This is a genomic window from Agrococcus sp. TSP3-2-1, from assembly GCF_049897585.1.
Taxonomy (GTDB): domain Bacteria; phylum Actinomycetota; class Actinomycetes; order Actinomycetales; family Microbacteriaceae; genus Agrococcus.
The window spans coordinates 1-12,273 of sequence record NZ_JAFCWN010000008.1; the positions used below are offsets into that span (position 1 = coordinate 1).

Below are 12,273 nucleotides of genomic sequence, written 5' to 3' on the forward strand. Positions count from 1 at the left end.
GCCAACCGGCCTCTACGGCACCGGCCTCGCCGCCGACGAAGGACTCTGGCAACGCGCAGGCTGGGCCGGACACTCATGACACACCCGAACGCATCCACACGTTTTGGCCAATAACCCGCCGAGCCTCCCGACGGAACCGCCTAGGAGCACGGAGACGAGCGAAGGCCCGGAGGACATGATCCTCCGGGCCTTCCGCGTGGGGTGAGTAACGGGGCTTGAACCCGCGGCCTCCTCGACCACAACGAGGCGCTCTACCAACTGAGCTATACCCACCATGTGCGCGAGCGCAACCATGACAGCATACGACATCCGCGACGCCTGCACGACATCGGCGGGACGGTGTGTCAGCTGCCGAGGTGCTCCCCGAAGCCGTCGACGACGTCGGCCGCGATCGCCTGGAGCTCCTCGCTCGAGCGACCCGGCGCATCCGTGAACACCGCGCGCCGGTAGTAGCGCAGCTCGCGGATCGACTCGAGGATGTCGGCGAGCGCGCGGTGGCCGCCCGCCTTCTCGGGGCTCTGGAAGTAGGCGCGCGGGAACCAGCGGCGCGAGAGCTCCTTGATGCTCGAGACGTCGATCGAGCGGTAGTGCAGGAAGCCGTCGAGCGCCGGCATGTAGCGCGCGAGGAACATCCGGTCGGTCCCGATCGTGTTGCCGCCGACGGGGGCCGAGCGCTCGAGCGGCACGAAGCGCTGCACGTACTCGAGCACGAGCAGCTCCGCCTCGGCGAGCGAGACGCCGTGCTCGAGCTCGGCGTCGAGCCCGCTCGTCGCGTGCATCTGGCGCACGAAGTCGTTCATCTGCTCGAGCGCGGCGTCCGACGGCTTGATGACGACCTGCAGGCCCGGGTCGAGCACCCGCAGCTCGAAGTCGGTCACGACGACCGCCACCTCGACGAGCTCGTCGACCGTGGGGTCGAGGCCCGTCATCTCGCAGTCGATCCAGACGATCCGGTCAGCGGCAGCCACACGCCGAGTCTACGGGCGGCCCGTCGGCGCTCAGCCCAGCTGCGCGAAGAGGGCGTCGGCGTCGATGTCGGCGAGCGTTGCGATCGTGCGCTCGGCTGGCACGGGCGACGCGGTCAGCTGCGTCGTGAGGAACCAGAGCCGGGCACCCGCGGCTGCCGCCGAGCGCGCGCCGCTGCTCGAGTCCTCGAACGCGACGCTCGCGGATGCGTCGGCCCCGAGGCGTCGGACGGCGAGCGCGTAGGGCTCGGGGTCGGGCTTCGAGCGCTCGACGTCGTCGGCCGTGACGGCGAAGCGCAGCGCGCCCGCGGGCGCCGCCTGCAGCAGCGCCTCCGCGTTCTCACGCGTCGCGTTCGTGACGAGCGCGGCGGGCACGCCCGCCTCGGCGACGCGCTCGAGCAGCGCGACGCTGCCCGGGAGCCACGGCGTCTCCTCGCGCACGGCGGCGGCGACGGTGCCCGCGACGGTGGCGATGATCGACGCGCGGTCCATCGTGACGCCGCGCTCGCGCATCCGGTCGGCCCACTCGATCATCGGCCTGCCGGTCGTCCAGTGCGCGTCCTCCGCGGTCCACTCGATGCCCTGCACGCGCGCGAAGGCGCGCATCTCCTCGTGCCAGAGGGGTTCGGAGTCGATGAGCGTGCCGTCCATGTCGAACAGGAGTGCGCCGGGCATGCCTCCAGCCTGGCATGCCGCCGAGCCGTGCCCGGCCGAGATGCGCACGGACAGCCTGCGCGCGACGTCCCGGTAGATTGGGCAGGCCCCCGTAGCTCAGCGGATAGAGCAGAGGCCTTCTAATCCTTTTGTCGCGGGTTCGACTCCCGCCGGGGGCGCACGCGCCGGGGTTGTGGGTGGCACGCTCTAGCATCCGCTCATGAAGCGCTGCGCGCGGTGCCTGGCGGAGAAGGCCGTCGGCGACTTCAATCGAAATCCGCGCAACAGCGATGGGCTGCACTCGTACTGTCGCGCCTGCCAGAAGGCCTACTACCGGGAGAACGCGGTCCGGCACAAGGCCAACGTGCGCCGAACGAGCAGAGCCCGACGGCAGCAGGCGTTCGACCTGATCATGACGCGGTTCTCCGAAGGGTGCGTGGACTGCGGCAGCGCGGACATCCGGGTGCTCGAGTTCGATCACGTCCGGGGGAGCAAGGTCGACACGGTCGGCAACATGGTGCGACGGGGACGCGCTCTGTCCGTGATCCGAGCGGAGATCGCGAAGTGCGATGTGCGCTGCCGGAACTGCCACGCGATCGTCACGATCACGCGCAGGGGCTTCTCGTGGCACGACGCCTACCTGATGGATCCACCAGATCGACGACCGTAGGCTGTCGTGGTGCTCCCGACCATCCTGCAGTCCACCCAGCCCTCCGACGAGCTGAGCGGCGTCGCCGGTTGGGCGGTGGGACTCATGGAGACGATCGGCGCTCCGGGTGCCGCCGTCGCGATCGCCGCCGAGAACCTCTTCCCGCCCATCCCGAGCGAGGTCATCCTGCCGCTCGCAGGCTTCAGCGCGGCGCAGGGCACCTTCACCGTCGCCGAGGCCATCATCTGGACCACGATCGGCTCGGTCTTCGGCGCGCTCGTGCTCTACCTGCTCGGCCGCTGGCTGGGCCACGACCGGCTCGCGTCGATCGCGCGGAAGATGCCGCTCGTGCGCGCGAGCGACATCGACAAGACGACCGCGTGGTTCGCGAAGCACGGCTGGAAGACGGTGCTCTTCGGCCGCTTCCTGCCGATCTTCCGCAGCCTCATCTCGATCCCCGCGGGCATCGAGCGCATGCCGGTGCTGCTCTTCCTCGGGCTCACCCTCGTCGGCTCCGCCATCTGGAACACGATCTTCATCCTCATCGGCGTCTTCCTCGGCCGGAACTACCACGTCATCGAGCCCTACATGGACTGGCTGCAGTGGGTCGTCATCGGGCTCGTCGTCGTGGTGCTCGTGTGGTTCGTGGTGCATCGGATGCTCCAGAACCGCAAGGAGGGGAAGCCGCTGCTCTCGGGCGAGTGACGGGCCGCGAGGCGCGTCGCAACGGATCGGGAATGGCTTCGCGCGATAGCGTGTTGTTCGAATTCGTACGACTTCACCGACGCCCCGAAAGGCACCCATGCTGCAGAACTTCCCCGGCTACCAGCCCGGCACCTACGTCATTGACGGCTCGCACTCGAACGTCACCTTCTCCGTCCGCCACATGATGGTCGCGAAGGTCCGCGGCGAGATCGAGGGTCTCGAGGGCACGATCGTGCTCGCTGAGAACCCCGAGGAGTCGTCGATCACGGCGACCGTCGACCCGTCGACGATCAACACGAAGAACGCCGACCGCGACCAGCACCTCCGCTCCAACGACTTCTTCGCCATCGAGGAGCACCCCGAGTGGACCTTCGTCTCGACCGGCGGACGCGTCGAGGGCGACGACCTCTACGTCGACGGCGACCTGACGCTCCGCGGTGTGACGAAGCGCGTCGCGCTGCTCGTCGAGTTCGGCGGCATCGGCCCCGACACGTGGGGCAACACCCGCGCGGGCGCGTCGGCGCGCACGCGCATCAAGCGCTCCGACTTCGGCATCAGCTGGAACGTCGCGATCGAGACGGGTGGTGTCATGCTCTCCGACGAGGTCGACATCGAGATCGAGATCTCCGCGATCCAGCAGGCGCCTGTCAGCGCCTGATCCGCACGGCGAACCGGGGCGGGGCCGGGGCGAGAGCCTCGGGCCCGCCCTTGTCGTCTCGGCAGTGGATCATGGGCCGGTGAAGCACGCGAGCGCGTCGTCGAGCGACCAGCACTGGCCGATCGGCAGCATCGCGGTGCCGCCGGACAGCAGGCGACGCGCCTCGAACGCGGGTCCGGTCGCCGCGTCGACGCGGGCGATGTAGCCGAGGGCGAGGCCGGACGCGCTGACCACCCTCCAGAGGTCGTCGCGCACGCGCTTGGTCGCCACGTGCGGCGCGTGCGGGGCGGTGCGCCGCTGGGCGGTCGACATGATGGCCATGGCGTGCTCCTTCCTTCCTGTCTGCGACGCTACGGGCGGCCACCGACATCGGGATCGCACAGCCGCCGCCGCTACGCTGGCGGCATGCAGGAGATCGTGCTCGCCGGTGGTTGCTTCTGGTGCCTCGACGCCGCCTATCGCGTCGTCGACGGCGTCGACGACGTCGTCTCGGGCTACACGGGCGGCTCGGTGCCGCACCCGAGCTACGAGCTCGTGTGCACGGGGGCGACGGGTCACGCGGAGGCCGTGAAGGTCGTCTACGACGAGGAGCGGCTGCCGACCGAGGTCGTGCTCGACATGTTCTTCACGATGCACGACCCGCGCCAGCTCAACCGCCAGGGCAACGACATCGGCACGCAGTACCGCTCGGCGATGTTCTACCGCGACGACGCCGAGCGCGAGCGCTTCGAGACCGCGATCGCCCGCGCGGGCGAGTGGTGGCCGGGCGAGATCGTCACGACGCTCGAGCCGCTCGGCGACTTCTACGACGCCGAGGACCACCACCAGGACTTCTTCGCGAAGAACCCGACGCAGGGCTACTGCCTCGCCGTCGCGGCGCCGAAGGTCAACAAGATCCGCGCCGGCTTCGCGGAGTACCTGCGCGCCTGACGCGGTTCTCCACAGGCCGCGCGTCGAGGCGCTCGTCGCCTCCGCTCGCCGGTGCATCCTCGCCCGCATGAGCGAAGCAATCTCCGTGGTCGGGTCCATCGGCACCGACCCCATCCTGAAGTCCGTCGCCGGCGACCAGGTCGCCGAGTTCCGCATCGGCTGCAAGTCCCGTCGCAAGGACGGCGACGACTGGGTCGATGCCCACACCAACTGGTTCACCGTCGAGGCCTGGGGCGGCTTCGCGCGGAACGTCATCACGTCAGTCCGCAAGGGCGACGTGGTCGTCGTGCTCGGCCGCCTCAAGGTCGACCAGTGGGAGTCGGGCGAGCGCCGCGGCACGAGCGTGAAGATCCGTGCCGACCACATCGGGCACTCGATGCGCGTGAGCCCCACGTCGCGCGAGCGGCGCCCCCGTGACGACGCTGAGCAGCGCGCGGCCGAGCAGCCGGGCGCCTCGCTCGATCCGGTGGAGCCGTCGCCACTCGAGCCGCAGGAGCCCGCGCTCGCGAGCGCGGGCGGCGAGCAGTGGGGCGCTCCGGTCATCGGCAGCGAGACGCCGTTCTGAGTCGGCATCCCTGGTGCACCCCGCTGCGGCCGGATAGCGTGACGATGACCCGAGCGGCGAGGAGGTCCACCGATGGAATGGCTGATGATCGTCTTCCTGGTGCTGGTCTTCGCGATCGCGACCGCGTTCCTGCTCGCGATCGATGCGGTCAGCGCCGTGCTCGCGAAGCTCGTCGTCTCGCTTTCGGGCCGCGTGCGGCGCGGCCGAGGCGCCGCGCTCTGAGCCCGCGCGGGGAGCGGGCCGCGAGCGGCGGCCGTCCTAGACTGGCCGCGTCCTGTCACGCATCGGAGGTGGGCGCGTGCGCCAGCTCGCGGCAATCGCGCTCGTCGGCGTCCTCGCGCTCGTCGGCTGCGCCGCCGATGTGCCGGCGCCGTCGCCGTCAGCATCCGACGCGGGTGGCAGTGCGGACGTCGATGTCGAGACCGATCCCGAGCTCGACGCGTTCCGCGCGGCGCTCGAGGGGCACTCGCCCGCCGATCCCCACGCGCTCGTCGCTGCCGTCGAGGCTGCAGGCTTCGAGCGCTCCGCGATCGAGCGCACGCGCGAGCTCGACTCGCTCGGCGAGCCGGTCACGTTCCTCGAGATCGCGGTGCGGCAGGGGGAGTCGTGCCTCCTCGGCCAGGTCGGCGAGGACGAGGCGAACGCGCTGCGCGCCGACGCCCTCGGCGCCGGCCGGTGCCTCGTGGGCGAGATCGTCACCGTAGACTGAGGGCATGGCCGAGTACATCTTCTCCATGGTGCGCGCCCGCAAGACGGTGGGCGACAAGGTGATCCTCGACGACGTCACGACCGCGATCCTGCCGGGAGCGAAGATCGGCGTCGTCGGACCCAACGGTGCGGGGAAGTCGACGATCCTGAAGATCATCGCCGGCCTCGACACGCCCTCGAACGGCGACGCGAAGCTCACGCCGGGCTACTCCGTCGGCATCCTCATGCAGGAGCCCGAGCTCGACGAGTCGAAGACGGTGCTCGAGAACGTGCAGGAGGCCTTCGGCCACCTGACCGCGAAGATCACGCGGTTCAACGAGATCTCCGCCGAGATGGCGAATCCCGACGCCGACTTCGACGCGCTCATGGCAGAGATGGGCACGCTGCAGGAGGACATCGACGCGGCCGACGCATGGGACCTCGACTCGCAGCTCGAGCAGGCCATGGACGCGCTGCGCTGCCCGCCGGGCGACTGGCCCGTCACGAACCTCTCGGGCGGTGAGCGCCGCCGCGTCGCGCTCTGCAAGCTGCTGCTCGAGAAGCCCGACCTGCTGCTGCTCGACGAGCCCACCAACCACCTCGACGCCGAGAGCGTGCTGTGGCTCGAGCAGCACCTCGCGAAGTACCCCGGCGCCGTCATGGCCGTCACGCACGACCGCTACTTCCTCGACCACGTCGCGGGCTGGATCTGCGAGGTCGACCGCGGCCGCCTCTACCCCTACGAGGGCAACTACTCGACCTACCTCGAGAAGAAGGCCGAGCGCCTGCAGGTGCAGGGCAAGAAGGACGCGAAGCTCGCCAAGCGCCTCTCGGAGGAGCTCGACTGGGTGCGCTCCAACGCGAAGGGCCGCCAGGCGAAGTCGAAGGCGCGCCTCGCGCGCTACGAGGAGATGGCCGCCGAGGCCGAGCGCACCAGGAAGCTCGACTTCGAGGAGATCCAGATCCCGCCGGGCCCGCGCCTCGGCTCGATCGTCCTCGAGGCGAACGACCTCGAGAAGGGCTTCGACGACCGCCAGCTCATCGACGGCCTCTCGTTCACGCTGCCGCGCAACGGCATCGTCGGCGTCATCGGCCCGAACGGCGTGGGCAAGACGACGCTGTTCAAGACGATCGTGGGGCTCGAGCCGCTCGACGGCGGCTCGCTCAAGATCGGCGAGACGGTCAAGCTCAGCTATGTCGACCAGGGCCGCGCCAACATCGACCCGAACAAGAACCTGTGGGAGGTCGTCTCCGACGGCCTCGACTACATCCAGGTCGGCAACGTCGAGATCCCCTCGCGCGCCTACGTCTCGCAGTTCGGCTTCAAGGGCCCCGACCAGCAGAAGAAGGCGGGCGTGCTCTCCGGCGGTGAGCGCAACCGCCTCAACCTCGCGCTCACGCTCAAGCAGGGCGGCAACCTGCTGCTGCTCGACGAGCCCACGAACGACCTCGACATCGAGACGCTCGGCAGCCTCGAGAACGCCCTGCTCGAGTTCCCCGGCTGCGCCGTCGTCATCACGCACGACCGGTGGTTCCTCGACCGCATCGCGACGCACATCCTCGCCTACGAGGGCACCGACGAGGAGCCCGCGAACTGGCACTGGTTCGAGGGCAACTTCGAGGCGTACGAGCAGAACAAGATCGAGCGCCTCGGTCCCGACGCCGCGAAGCCGCACCGCTCGGCCTACCGGAAGCTCACGAGGGACTGATGCGCCTCGCGGTGCCGGTGACGGTCCGCTGGTCGGACCTCGATGCCTACGGGCACGTCAACAACGCATCGCTGCTGACGCTCCTCGAGGAGGCGCGCGTCGCCGCCTTCTGGGCCGGCGGGCCCGAGGGCTCGCCGTCGACGGCCATCATCGACGCCGGCCACGGGGCGACGAGCATCACGGTGATCGCCCGCCAGGAGGCGGAGTACCTCGGCCAGATCCCGCACCACCGCGAGCCGATCATCGTCGACACGTGGATCGGGCACATGGGCGGCGCGAGCATGCTCCTCTGCTACGAGGTGCGCTCGCCCGACCGCACCGAGCTGTACGCGCGGGCGACGACGACGGTGGTGATGCTGGATGCGTCCACGGGCCGGCCGCGTCGGCTCACGACCGCGGAGCGCGAGGCCTGGGAGCCGTACTTCGAGGAGCCGATCGCCTTCCGGCGTCGCTGACCCGCCGCCGATAGGCTGGAGGGGCAACGTCGCCATCCGAGGAGGAGCCCCATGACCGACACCGCCGTCGAGCCCGAGGAGCAGATCAACGACGAGGTGAGGGACGACCCGAGCGGCCCCGACCGCATCCCGCACTTCATCGACGGGCAGCGTCGACAGGGAGCCGGTGAGACGGCGCCCGTCTTCAACCCGGCCCTCGGCACGCCCGTCTCCCAGGTGCCGCTCGCCGGCGCCGACGAGGTCGGCGAGGCGATCGCCGCCGCGAGCGCGGCGTTCCCCGCGTGGCGCGACCTCTCGATCGCGAAGCGCCAGGCGATCATGTTCCGCTTCCGCGAGCTCATCGTCTCGCGCAAGGATGAGCTCGCCGCGATCGTCACGCGCGAGCACGGCAAGGTGCACTCCGACGCGCTCGGCGAGATCGCGCGCGGCATCGAGGTCGTCGAGCTCGCGACCGCCTTCCCGCTGCTGACGAAGGGCGAGTACTCCGAGAACGCCTCGACCGGCGTCGACGTCTATTCGCTGCGCCAGCCCCTCGGCGTCGTCGGCATCATCAGCCCGTTCAACTTCCCGGCGATGATCCCGCTGTGGTTCGCGCCGGTCGCGCTCGCCGCGGGCAACGCCGTCGTCATCAAGCCGAGTGAGAAGGACCCGTCGGCCTCGGTCTTCATCGCCGAGCTCTTCCAGGAGGCGGGGCTGCCCGATGGCGTGCTCAACGTCGTGCACGGTGGCAAGGAGGCCGTCGACACGCTGCTGACGCACCCCGAGGTCCAGGCCATCTCGTTCGTCGGCTCGACGCCGATCGCCGAGTACGTCTACGAGACCGGCTCGAAGCACGGCAAGCGCGTGCAGGCCCTGGGCGGCGCGAAGAACCACATGCTCGTGCTGCCCGACGCCGACCTCGACGTCACCGCCGACGCGGCCGTCAACGCGGGCTTCGGCTCCGCGGGCGAGCGCTGCATGGCGATCTCGGTCGTCGTCGCGATCGACTCGATCGCCGACGAGCTCGCCGCGAAGATCAAGGAGAAGATGGCGTCGATCCGCACGGGCGACGGCACGCGCGACAACGACATGGGGCCGCTCATCACCGGGCAGCACCGCGACAAGGTCGCCGGCTACATCCAGACCGCCGCCGACGACGGCGCCTCGCTCGTCGTCGACGGCCGCGACCCGGAGGTCGACGGCGACCCGAACGGCTTCTGGCTGGGGCCCACGCTCGTCGACAACGTGCCCACCGACTCCGCCGCCTACAAGGAAGAGATCTTCGGCCCCGTGCTCTCGATCGTGCGCGTCTCGACCTACGAGGAGGGGCTCGAGCTCATCAACTCGAACCCCTACGGCAACGGCACCGCGATCTTCACGAACGACGGCGGCGCCGCGCGGCGGTTCCAGAACGAGGTGCAGGTCGGCATGGTCGGCATCAACGTACCGATCCCCGTGCCGGTCGGGTACCACTCGTTCGGCGGCTGGAAGCGCTCGATCTTCGGGCAGGGCAAGGCCTACGGCAAGCACGCGTTCGAGTTCTACTCGCGCGAGAAGGTCGTCACGAGCCGCTGGCTCGACCCGAGCCACGGCGGGCTCAACCTCGGGTTCCCGCAGCACGACTGAACGCTGCAGGTGGAGGCGGAGGCCCTTCCGGGCTTCCGCCTCCACTTGCTTCGCCTCCTACGTGGCGCGCCGCACCGCGAAGATCAGCGAGGTGCCGAGCTCGCCCGTCGCGGGGTTGAGCTCGTCGTCGACGAAGCGCCCCTCGAGCTCCATGCCGAGCCGCTCCGCGACCTTCCGCGAGCCGACGTTCTGCTCGTCGAGGTGGGCGATGACGCGGTGCGCGCCCATCGCGAAGGCGAGCTCGAGCGCGGCGCGCGCGGCCTCGGTCGCGATGCCCTTGCCCTGCTGCTCGGCCGCGATCATCCAGCCGAGCTCTGCCTGCCGGCTGCCGAGGCTCGTGATGCGCAGCATGAGATCGCCGACGAGCACCCCGTCGAGCTCGATGCCCAGCTGCGCGGCGTCGCCGTCGCGCAGGAAGACGGGCGCGCCGCCCGCCGTCCAGGCCATGAGCTCGGCCTCGGTCTGGTCGCGGTTGTAGGTCCAGCGGCGCTGGTCGGGTGCGTTCCGGTAGCCGCGCACCGCGTCGAGGTCGGCGGGGGAGAGCGTGCGCAGCAGCAGCCGCTCGGTGCGCAGCGGCAGCACCGCGCGCAGCGTGCGCATCGCCTCTGCGGGCGCGATCGGCCGCACCGGCATCAGTGCTGCTGCTCCTCGGTCGGCACGCGCACCATCCCCTCTTGCGCGATCGTCGCGACGTGCGTGCCGTCGGTCTTGTAGACGAGGCCGTGGCCGAGCCCGCGGCCGCCGCCGGAGGAGCTCGTCTCGAGCTCGAGCAGCAGCCACTCGTCGACTCGCGCGCGACGGTGCCACCACACGGCGTGGTCGAGGCTCGCGGCCTTGAGGCCCGGCGTCGACCACGCGGCGCCGTGCATGCGGACGATCGGTTCGAGGATCGCGTAGTCCGAGAGGTAGGCGAGCGCCGCGCGGTGCAGGGCGTCGTCGTCAGGCAGGCGGTCCTTCGCCTTGATCCAGACGTGCTGCTTGCCGTGCCGCGGGCGCGAGGGGTCCGGGAGGTAGACGGGACCCTCGACGTGGCGGATGTCGAAGGGCCGCGCGATCACGGCTCGCGCCGAGGGGTTCTCGGCGAACGGCGCGAGCAGATCATCCGAGGAGGGCAGGTCCTCGGGCGCCGGCAGTCCCTCGGGCATCGGGTGCTGCGAGCTCGGGCCGGGGTCGACGTCCTGGAACGACGAGATCATCGACATGATCGGCAGCCCGTGCTGGTAGGCCTGCACGCGCCGCGTCGAGAACGAGCGGCCGTCGTGGATGCGATCGACCGCGAAGGTGATCGGCAGCTCGACGTCGCCGGGCCGCACGAAGTAGCCGTGCACCGAGTGGATGAACCGGTCCTCGGCGATCGTCCGCTGCGCCGCGACCACGGCTTGCGCCATCACCTGTCCGCCGAAGACCCGGCCGAGCGGCATCGGGTGGCTCGTGCCGGTGAAGATGTCCTCGTCCGTGCGGGCACCGGTGTCGACCAGGTCCAGGGTCTCCAGCAGGATGCGGATGCGGTCGCTCATTCGGTTCCTCTCGCGGTCTGCCGCCTAGTCTAGGGAGCGCATGCACGCCATCCTCGCCCTCGACGACCGGGCGCGCGCCGACCTCGTCCTGCTGCTCGACCGCGCCGCCGTGTTCGGCGACGGCACGGTGCGACTCGTCGCCGACGGCGACGTCGCGCTCCTCACGACGCCCATGGCGGCGGCTGCCGGACTCCTCGACTCGGGGCCCACGATCCTGGTCGCGCGAGCGTCGCGCATGCGGGAGCCGGCGCGCTTCGACGGCGTCGTGCCGCTGCCGGCGCTCCGCGATGCGCTCCGCGACGGCGCGGATGTGGAGATCCCGGATGCGGTGACCCGGCCCGCGTGGGCCGCGGTCTCGCCGCCTCGGTCGGGTTGGGCGCACGCGGGCGATGTCTCGCCCGAGACGATCCGCGCGCTCGCCGCCGAGGCCGCGTCTGACGTCGAGGCGGCGCTCCCGACGTCGCCCGGCGAGGCGGTGCGTCGACGCGCGGAGCGAGCGGTGTGGGCGCGGCCGGTCGACCCGAGCGGGCTCACGGCGGGCCAGGCGGCGGCGATCGTCGCGATGCGGTTCCTCGGCGACGCTCCCGTGCGCGTGACCGCTGCCGGCGGCTGGACGCGCGCGTCGGCTCGCGCCGGCGAGGTGCTCGCGCGCTAGCCGATCGGCGCGGAGGCCGCGGTGGCCGGCTCTGCCCGCATCGAGCGCGACAGACGCAGCAGCAGCGCGAGCGCCACGAGCACGAGCACGACGCCGAAGGCGAGCGGGAGCAGCGAGCGCGGGTTGGCGGTGAGCGCCACCATGAGCCCGCCGAACGCCACGCCTGACAGGCCGAGCGCGAGCACGCCCGTCGCAACGAGGAGCCGCGCGGCGAGGGCCGGCCGGCGCGCGAGCGCGCGGTCCACCTCGACGCCGGTGCGCGCGATCCTCCGCAGGGCTCTGGAGGCCGCGGTGATCGCCATGAGACCGGAGAGGCCGAGCACGAGCAGGAGCAGCGAGGGCATGGAGAGTGCGCGCTGGCCGACGAGCGCCGCGAGCAGCATCGCGACGATGCCGGTGCAGACGAGCGCCGCCGAGGCGAGCGCTCCGGTGCGCGCGACACGAGCCCAGCCCGCGCGCGCCGCCGTGCCGTCGGGGACCTCGCGGCCCTGCTGCTCTGGCTCGGCCATGGCGTCACCG

The 12,273-nt window shown here is 70.9% G+C and carries 17 protein-coding genes and 2 tRNA genes; 12 read left to right on the top strand and 7 right to left on the bottom strand.

Translation table 11 applies throughout. The features are described 5' to 3' along the window. Positions 1-197: 197 nt before the first annotated feature. From ACP7BI_RS11490 to ACP7BI_RS11500, 3 genes are all read right to left on the bottom strand, one after another. Positions 198-273 (bottom strand) — tRNA-His (locus ACP7BI_RS11490). Positions 274-344: 71 nt separating this feature from the next. Beyond that, entirely contained in the window at positions 345-968 is a 624-nt protein-coding gene (gene orn, locus ACP7BI_RS11495; RefSeq protein ID WP_425846357.1) for an oligoribonuclease, read from the bottom strand. 30 nt (positions 969-998) lie between these two features. After that, a complete protein-coding gene (locus ACP7BI_RS11500; protein WP_425846360.1) occupies positions 999-1,640 on the bottom strand; it encodes an HAD family hydrolase in 642 nt (213 codons plus the stop codon). 85 nt (positions 1,641-1,725) lie between these two features. On the opposite strand from ACP7BI_RS11500, the gene ACP7BI_RS11505 reads away from it, so the two are divergent. From ACP7BI_RS11505 to ACP7BI_RS11520, 4 genes are all read left to right on the top strand, one after another. Continuing rightward, positions 1,726-1,798, top strand: a tRNA-Arg gene (locus ACP7BI_RS11505). A gap of 41 nt (positions 1,799-1,839) precedes the next feature. Then, on the top strand, positions 1,840-2,289 hold the full coding sequence (locus tag ACP7BI_RS11510; protein WP_425846363.1) for a hypothetical protein: 450 nt from the start codon (positions 1,840-1,842) through the stop codon (positions 2,287-2,289). A gap of 9 nt (positions 2,290-2,298) precedes the next feature. Continuing rightward, positions 2,299-2,973, top strand: coding sequence for a DedA family protein (locus tag ACP7BI_RS11515; protein WP_425846366.1), 675 nt, complete (start codon positions 2,299-2,301; stop codon positions 2,971-2,973). Between the two features lie 97 nt (positions 2,974-3,070). Beyond that, positions 3,071-3,631 (top strand): YceI family protein, encoded by a 561-nt coding sequence (locus ACP7BI_RS11520; protein ID WP_425846369.1) that lies wholly within the window; start codon positions 3,071-3,073, stop codon positions 3,629-3,631. A 69-nt stretch (positions 3,632-3,700) separates the two neighbouring features. Here the strand turns inward: ACP7BI_RS11520 and ACP7BI_RS11525 are convergent, their stop codons facing one another. Beyond that, positions 3,701-3,952: a hypothetical protein gene (locus ACP7BI_RS11525; protein WP_425846372.1), complete on the bottom strand. Its 252-nt coding sequence runs from the start codon at positions 3,950-3,952 to the stop codon at positions 3,701-3,703. A gap of 84 nt (positions 3,953-4,036) precedes the next feature. Between ACP7BI_RS11525 and msrA the strand changes: the two genes are divergently transcribed. From msrA to ACP7BI_RS11560, 7 genes are all read left to right on the top strand, one after another. Continuing rightward, the gene (gene msrA, locus ACP7BI_RS11530; RefSeq protein ID WP_425846374.1) at positions 4,037-4,561 is read left to right on the top strand and encodes a peptide-methionine (S)-S-oxide reductase MsrA; all 525 of its coding nucleotides are present in this window, start codon (positions 4,037-4,039) and stop codon (positions 4,559-4,561) included. Positions 4,562-4,628: 67 nt separating this feature from the next. Further along, complete coding sequence (locus ACP7BI_RS11535; RefSeq protein ID WP_425846377.1) at positions 4,629-5,126, top strand: single-stranded DNA-binding protein; 498 nt, start codon at positions 4,629-4,631, stop codon at positions 5,124-5,126. A gap of 72 nt (positions 5,127-5,198) precedes the next feature. Then, complete coding sequence (locus ACP7BI_RS11540; RefSeq protein WP_425846380.1) at positions 5,199-5,348, top strand: hypothetical protein; 150 nt, start codon at positions 5,199-5,201, stop codon at positions 5,346-5,348. Positions 5,349-5,424: 76 nt separating this feature from the next. Beyond that, positions 5,425-5,835 carry a DUF6993 domain-containing protein gene (locus ACP7BI_RS11545; RefSeq protein ID WP_425846383.1) on the top strand — a complete coding sequence of 137 codons (411 nt, stop codon included), beginning with the start codon at positions 5,425-5,427 and terminating at the stop codon, positions 5,833-5,835. 4 nt (positions 5,836-5,839) lie between these two features. Further along, the gene (gene ettA / locus ACP7BI_RS11550) at positions 5,840-7,522 is read left to right on the top strand and encodes an energy-dependent translational throttle protein EttA (protein WP_425846386.1); all 1,683 of its coding nucleotides are present in this window, start codon (positions 5,840-5,842) and stop codon (positions 7,520-7,522) included. After that, positions 7,522-7,977 (top strand): acyl-CoA thioesterase, encoded by a 456-nt coding sequence (locus ACP7BI_RS11555; RefSeq protein WP_425846389.1) that lies wholly within the window; start codon positions 7,522-7,524, stop codon positions 7,975-7,977. Before ettA ends, ACP7BI_RS11555 begins: the two co-directional genes overlap by 1 nt. 51 nt (positions 7,978-8,028) lie before the next feature. Beyond that, entirely contained in the window at positions 8,029-9,582 is a 1,554-nt protein-coding gene (locus ACP7BI_RS11560; RefSeq protein WP_425846391.1) for a CoA-acylating methylmalonate-semialdehyde dehydrogenase, read from the top strand. Positions 9,583-9,639: 57 nt separating this feature from the next. Here the strand turns inward: ACP7BI_RS11560 and ACP7BI_RS11565 are convergent, their stop codons facing one another. Continuing rightward, positions 9,640-10,215 (bottom strand): GNAT family N-acetyltransferase, encoded by a 576-nt coding sequence (locus ACP7BI_RS11565; protein ID WP_425846393.1) that lies wholly within the window; start codon positions 10,213-10,215, stop codon positions 9,640-9,642. Then, positions 10,215-11,099: an acyl-CoA thioesterase gene (locus tag ACP7BI_RS11570; protein WP_425846395.1), complete on the bottom strand. Its 885-nt coding sequence runs from the start codon at positions 11,097-11,099 to the stop codon at positions 10,215-10,217. The genes ACP7BI_RS11565 and ACP7BI_RS11570 overlap by 1 nt, the downstream gene beginning before the upstream one ends. A 40-nt stretch (positions 11,100-11,139) precedes the next feature. Between ACP7BI_RS11570 and ACP7BI_RS11575 the strand changes: the two genes are divergently transcribed. Then, positions 11,140-11,754, top strand: coding sequence for a hypothetical protein (locus ACP7BI_RS11575; RefSeq protein WP_425846397.1), 615 nt, complete (start codon positions 11,140-11,142; stop codon positions 11,752-11,754). Here ACP7BI_RS11575 and ACP7BI_RS11580 read toward each other — a convergent pair. Next, a complete protein-coding gene (locus ACP7BI_RS11580) occupies positions 11,751-12,263 on the bottom strand; it encodes a hypothetical protein (RefSeq protein ID WP_425846400.1) in 513 nt (170 codons plus the stop codon). The two genes, ACP7BI_RS11575 and ACP7BI_RS11580, sit on opposite strands and share 4 nt — an antisense overlap. Positions 12,264-12,273: the final 10 nt, after the last annotated feature.

What these genes read in the sequence shown, in the direction of transcription:
- ACP7BI_RS11510 (WP_425846363.1), top strand. Translation starts at nt 1,840, where the DNA reads ATGAAGCGCTGCGCGCGGTGCCTGGCGGAGAAGGCCGTCGGCGACTTC.
- msrA (WP_425846374.1), top strand. Translation starts at nt 4,037, where the DNA reads ATGCAGGAGATCGTGCTCGCCGGTGGTTGCTTCTGGTGCCTCGACGCC.
- ACP7BI_RS11580 (WP_425846400.1), bottom strand. Translation starts at nt 12,263, where the DNA reads ATGGCCGAGCCAGAGCAGCAGGGCCGCGAGGTCCCCGACGGCACGGCG.
- ACP7BI_RS11525 (WP_425846372.1), bottom strand. Translation starts at nt 3,952, where the DNA reads ATGGCCATCATGTCGACCGCCCAGCGGCGCACCGCCCCGCACGCGCCG.
- ACP7BI_RS11575 (WP_425846397.1), top strand. Translation starts at nt 11,140, where the DNA reads ATGCACGCCATCCTCGCCCTCGACGACCGGGCGCGCGCCGACCTCGTC.
- ACP7BI_RS11560 (WP_425846391.1), top strand. Translation starts at nt 8,029, where the DNA reads ATGACCGACACCGCCGTCGAGCCCGAGGAGCAGATCAACGACGAGGTG.
- ACP7BI_RS11555 (WP_425846389.1), top strand. Translation starts at nt 7,522, where the DNA reads ATGCGCCTCGCGGTGCCGGTGACGGTCCGCTGGTCGGACCTCGATGCC.
- ACP7BI_RS11540 (WP_425846380.1), top strand. Translation starts at nt 5,199, where the DNA reads ATGGAATGGCTGATGATCGTCTTCCTGGTGCTGGTCTTCGCGATCGCG.
- ACP7BI_RS11535 (WP_425846377.1), top strand. Translation starts at nt 4,629, where the DNA reads ATGAGCGAAGCAATCTCCGTGGTCGGGTCCATCGGCACCGACCCCATC.
- ACP7BI_RS11565 (WP_425846393.1), bottom strand. Translation starts at nt 10,215, where the DNA reads ATGCCGGTGCGGCCGATCGCGCCCGCAGAGGCGATGCGCACGCTGCGC.
- ACP7BI_RS11500 (WP_425846360.1), bottom strand. Translation starts at nt 1,640, where the DNA reads ATGCCCGGCGCACTCCTGTTCGACATGGACGGCACGCTCATCGACTCC.
- ACP7BI_RS11520 (WP_425846369.1), top strand. Translation starts at nt 3,071, where the DNA reads ATGCTGCAGAACTTCCCCGGCTACCAGCCCGGCACCTACGTCATTGAC.
- ACP7BI_RS11570 (WP_425846395.1), bottom strand. Translation starts at nt 11,099, where the DNA reads ATGAGCGACCGCATCCGCATCCTGCTGGAGACCCTGGACCTGGTCGAC.
- ettA (WP_425846386.1), top strand. Translation starts at nt 5,840, where the DNA reads ATGGCCGAGTACATCTTCTCCATGGTGCGCGCCCGCAAGACGGTGGGC.